Source organism: Dactylosporangium sp. NPDC005572, assembly GCF_040605515.1.
Taxonomy (GTDB): Bacteria; Actinomycetota; Actinomycetes; order Mycobacteriales; family Micromonosporaceae; genus Dactylosporangium.
Genome location: NZ_JBEXCY010000386.1, coordinates 1 through 4,656 on the forward strand (window position 1 = coordinate 1; position 4,656 = coordinate 4,656).

Sequence of the window (4,656 nt, forward strand, 5' to 3'; positions counted from 1 at the left end):
TCTCTACGTGAGTGTTGGGATTTAAGTATTGTTATTTTACGATCGCGCCGGTCCCGGAGATGCGCGCGTGCGGGGGCGGCGCCGCCGCGGCGGCACCGGGCACCAGCGCGGTGACGACGGCGACGGTCGTGACGTACAGCAGCCTTGTTGATCTCACCCGCCGATCCCACCGCTGGTGGATGAACCAAAGGGGAACGGCATGCGGGCGACGGACACCTGGCGCTGCGCGGGCAACCGGTGCGCGGTAAGGTCCGGCGATGATCGATGAGGACGGGTACTTCGGGGAGCGGGTCGCGGCGCAGTACGACGCGCGGTCGGCCGACATGGCCGAGCCGGAGGTCGTCGGGCCCGTGGTGGCGGCGCTGGCCGGACTGGCCGACGGCGGGCGGGTGCTCGAGCTCGGCGTCGGGACCGGGCGGATCGCGCTGCCGCTCGCGGCGCGCGGGGTCACCGTCCACGGGATCGACCTCTCGCGGGCCATGGTCGCGCGGCTCAGGGAGAAGCCCGGGGGCGACGCCGTCAGCGTCACGATCGGCGACTTCGCGACGACCCGGGTCGACGGGGCGTTCTCGCTCGCCTATCTCGTGTTCAACACGATCATGAATCTCACGACGCAGGAGGCGCAGGTCGCGTGCTTCCGCAACGTGGCGGCGCACCTGGTGCCGGGCGGGCGGTTCGTGGTCGAGGTGATGATGCCCGACCTGCGGCGGCTGCCGCCGGGGCAGGACGTGGTGCCGTTCCACGTCAGCGACCAGCGCTGGGCCTACGACCAGTACGACGTCGCCACCCAGTCGATGAGCTCGAACTACGTCGAGGTCGTCAACGGGCGGGGCGGGTTCCGCTCGATCCCGTTCCGCTACGTGTGGCCGGCCGAGCTGGACCTCATGGCGCAGTTGGCCGGGCTGCGGCTCGCCCACCGCTGGTCGGGCTGGGTGCGCGAGCCGTTCACCAGCGAGAGCACCCAGCACGTGTCCGTCTGGGAGAAGCCGATCCTGCCGCCCGAGTGACGGGGTTCTGCTCTTGGGACGACGGCGGTGGCAGGGAGGGCCGGCAAGGCCCGACCGGTGTCTGGCGGGAGCGACGGTCGTGCCTTGCCCGGACCCGAGTCAGGAAAAAGGCCGCGGCCCGCACGGACCGCGACCCTCCCCTCGTTTGGAACCTACTTGTCCAGGACCAGGCCGACCTTCTGGAACTCCTTCAGGTCGCGGTAGCCGCACTTGGCCATCGCGCGGCGCAGGCCGCCGAACAGGTTGAGGGCGCCGTCCGGGTCCTCGGAGGGGCCGTAGAGGACCTTCTCCAGGGAGCCCAGGGTCGCCTCGGCCGAGCCGAAGGAGCCGCGCGGGAGCTTCGGGTGGCTCGCCGCCGAGTGCCACCACGCGCCGCCGGCCGGGGCGTTGTCGGCGCGGGAGAGCGGCTCGCCGACCATCACCGCGTCGGCGCCGCAGCCCAGGGCCTTGGCGATGTCGCCGGAGGTCTGGATGTTGCCGTCGGCGATGATGTGGACGTAGCGGCCGCCGGTCTCGTCGAGGTAGTCGCGGCGGGCGTCGGCCGCGTCGGCGATCGCGGTGGCCATCGGGACGCGGATGCCCAGCACGCGGTCGGTGGTCGACCACTCGTCGGCGCCGATGCCCACGATGACGCCGGCCGCGCCGGTGCGCATGAGGTGCAGCGCGGTCTGGTAGTTGGTGCAGCCGCCGACGATGACCGGCAGGTCGAGGTCGGCGATGAACTCCTTGAGGTTGAGCGGCTCGTCCGTCGTCGAGACGTGCTCGGCGGAGACCAGCGTGCCCTGGATGACCAGTATGTCGACGCCCGCGTCGAGGATGACCGGGGCGAGGGCGAGCGTGTGCTGCGGGGAGACGCGGACGGCGACCGTGACGCCGCCGTCGCGGATCTCCTTGACCCGCTCGCCGATGAGCTCCGGCTTGATCGGCTCCGCGTAGACCTCCTGGAGGCGCGCGGTGGCCGGGGCGTCGTCGTCGAGGCCGGCCAGCTCCTCCAGGATCTTGGCCGGGTCCGCGTACCGCGTCCAGAGGCCCTCGACGTTGAGCACGCCCAGGCCGCCGAGCCTGCCGAGCGCGACCGCGGTCGCGGGGCTCATCGTGGCGTCCGAGGGGTGCGCGACGCAGGGGATCTTGAAGGGGTACGCGTCGAGCTGCCAGTTGGTCGACACGTCGTCCACGTCGCGGGTGCGCCGCGTCGGCACGATCGCGATGTCGTCCAGGTGGTAGCCACGCCGGGCGCTCTTGCTCAGCCCGATCTCGACCACGTCACGCATGTTGGGGCTCCTCGCCGCTCTGGGGTGCCTACCGGGAGTGGTAGTTGGGTGCCTCGACCGTCATCTGGATGTCGTGCGGGTGGCTCTCCTTGAGGCCCGCCGAGGTGATCCGGATGAGCTGGCCCCGCTCGTGCATGGCGGCGACCGTCTCGGCGCCGACGAAGCCCATGCCGGAGCGCAGGCCGCCGACGAGCTGGTGGGCGACCGCGGCCAGCGGGCCCCGGTAGGGTACCTGGCCTTCGATCCCTTCCGGCACCAACTTGTCGTCGGAGAGGACGTCGTCCTGGAAGTAGCGGTCCTTCGAGTAGGACCGGGCCTGGCCGCGGGACTGCATCGCGCCGAGCGAGCCCATCCCGCGGTACGACTTGTACTGCTTGCCGTTGATGAAGATCAGGTCGCCGGGGCTCTCCTCGCAACCTGCCAGCAGGCTGCCCAGCATCACGGTGTGGGCGCCGGCCACGATGCCCTTGGCGATGTCGCCCGAGTACTGCACGCCGCCGTCCCCGATCAGCGGCACGCCGAACTCGCGGCAGGCGCGGGCGGACTCCATGATCGCGGTGATCTGCGGCACGCCGACGCCCGCCACGACCCGCGTGGTGCAGATCGAGCCGGGGCCCACGCCGACCTTGACCGCGTCGGCGCCGGCCTCGCAGAGCGCCTTGGCGCCCGCGTAGGTGGCCACGTTGCCGCCGACCACGTCGACCGCGGTCTCCTTCTTCAGCCGGGAGACCATCTCGACGACCTGGCGGTTGTGCCCGTGCGCGGTGTCGACCATGACGATGTCGAGGCCGGCGTCGATGAGCGTGCGGGCCCGCTTGTAGCTGTCCTCGCCCACGCCGACGGCGGCGGCGACCCGCAGGCGGCCGGCCTCGTCCTTGGTGGCGTGCGGGAACTTCTCGCTCTTGGAGAAGTCCTTGACCGTGATCAGGCCGCGCAGCTTGCCCGAGCCGTCGACGATCGGCAGCTTCTCGACCTTGTGCTTGCGCAGCAGGGCCAGGGCCTCGTCCTTGCTCACCCCGACCGGCGCGGTGACCAGCGGCGGCACGGTCATGATCTCGTGCACGCGGGTGTTGGGGTCGGAGACGAAGCGCATGTCGCGGTTGGTGACGATGCCCACGAGCTGGCCGTCGGGGTCGGTGACCGGGACGCCGGAGATGCGGTAGCGCCCGCAGAGGGCGTCGACCTCGCCGAGCGTGTCGTCGGGCGAACAGGTGACCGGGTTGGTGACCATGCCCGCCTCGGAGCGCTTCACCAGGTCGACCTGCTGCGCCTGGTCGTCGATCGACAGGTTGCGGTGCAGGGTGCCGATGCCGCCCTGCCGGGCCATGGCGATCGCCATCCGGGCCTCGGTGACCGTGTCCATGGCGCTGGACACGAGTGGTATCCGCAGGGTGATGTTGCGGGTCACCCGGCTCGACGTGTCGACGGCGCTCGGGACCACGTTGGATTCGCCCGGCAGCAGCAGCACGTCGTCGAAGGTCAAACCCAGAGGCAGCAGTTCCATGAGGCGCATCCCAGTTCTCGGTCGTCCGGCGGGTGCGTCTCATCGTACTTCCGCCCGGGCGGCGCACCCGTCCGCCATAGCGAAGCCGTGCCCGGCCCCACACCGGGGGTGTTTGGGGCTACCGTTGAGTCGTGCACGAAGAGCCCATCGACCCGTTCGCCGGCGACCCGGCCGATCCCTCGGCCGAGCTCGACGACAGCGGTGCCGAAGACCCGTTGACCGCCGCCGAGCGCCAGGACGTTCTCGAGGACCTCGCGGACCTCGAGATCTACCAGGCGCTGCTCACGGCGATCGGCGTCCGCGGGCTCGTCATCGAGTGTGAGGACTGCCACGAACCGCACTATTTCGACTGGGACCTGCTGCGGGGCAACCTGAAACACCTGCTCACGTCGGGTCGTCCCCGCGTGCACGAGCCCGCGTTCGACCCCGACCCGGACCATTACGTCACATGGGAGTACGCGCGGGGTTACGCTGACGGAGTTCACGACGCGCTCGCGAGCGCGACGGACGACAACGACGGCTGAGCCGGAGCAGGCCATCGTTTAGGTTTGCCGCGTCCGGGGTATCGACGCGGCATGCCATGGCGCGCTAACTCACCAGCCCCGCGCGGAACGCCGCCGCGACCGCGTGTGCGCGGTCACGTGCGCCCAGCTTCCGGAACAGCCGGCGAGCGTGCGTCTTGACGGTGTCCTCGGAGACGAACAGCTCGCGGCCGATCTCCGCATTGCTCTTCCCGTCGGCCATGCCGCGCAGCACCTGGAGCTCCCGCTCGGTGAGCTCGACGCGGCGCCGCGGCGGCTCGCCGTTCACCTCGCCGCGCTGCTGCGGCACGCCGGCGCCGACCAGCCGGGCCGCGGGTGCGGCCACCGGCACC

6 protein-coding genes are annotated in these 4,656 nt (G+C 71.0%); 2 read left to right on the forward strand and 4 right to left on the reverse strand.

Annotated features, from left to right (window positions below):
• Positions 1-31: 31 nt before the first annotated feature.
• Positions 32-157: a hypothetical protein gene (locus ABZS66_RS60435; protein ID WP_354773851.1), complete on the reverse strand. Its 126-nt coding sequence runs from the start codon at positions 155-157 to the stop codon at positions 32-34.
• A 100-nt stretch (positions 158-257) separates the two neighbouring features.
• Here ABZS66_RS60435 and ABZS66_RS60440 point away from each other — a divergent pair, with 100 nt between their 5' ends.
• Positions 258-1,007 carry a class I SAM-dependent methyltransferase gene (locus ABZS66_RS60440; RefSeq protein ID WP_354773853.1) on the forward strand — a complete coding sequence of 250 codons (750 nt, stop codon included), beginning with the start codon at positions 258-260 and terminating at the stop codon, positions 1,005-1,007.
• Positions 1,008-1,159: 152 nt separating this feature from the next.
• On the opposite strand, the gene ABZS66_RS60445 is transcribed toward ABZS66_RS60440, so the two are convergent.
• Both ABZS66_RS60445 and guaB read right to left on the reverse strand, forming a co-directional pair.
• Entirely contained in the window at positions 1,160-2,278 is a 1,119-nt protein-coding gene (locus ABZS66_RS60445) for a GuaB3 family IMP dehydrogenase-related protein (RefSeq protein WP_354773855.1), read from the reverse strand.
• A gap of 28 nt (positions 2,279-2,306) precedes the next feature.
• Positions 2,307-3,782 (reverse strand): IMP dehydrogenase, encoded by a 1,476-nt coding sequence (guaB, locus tag ABZS66_RS60450; RefSeq protein WP_354773857.1) that lies wholly within the window; start codon positions 3,780-3,782, stop codon positions 2,307-2,309.
• 131 nt (positions 3,783-3,913) lie between these two features.
• Between guaB and ABZS66_RS60455 the strand changes: the two genes are divergently transcribed.
• Positions 3,914-4,306, forward strand: coding sequence for a DUF5319 domain-containing protein (locus ABZS66_RS60455; RefSeq protein WP_190249326.1), 393 nt, complete (start codon positions 3,914-3,916; stop codon positions 4,304-4,306).
• 64 nt (positions 4,307-4,370) lie between these two features.
• Here ABZS66_RS60455 and ABZS66_RS60460 read toward each other — a convergent pair.
• Positions 4,371-4,656, reverse strand: a 286-nt coding sequence (locus ABZS66_RS60460; protein ID WP_354773859.1) for a helix-turn-helix transcriptional regulator, incomplete at its 5' end; no start/stop codon positions are given.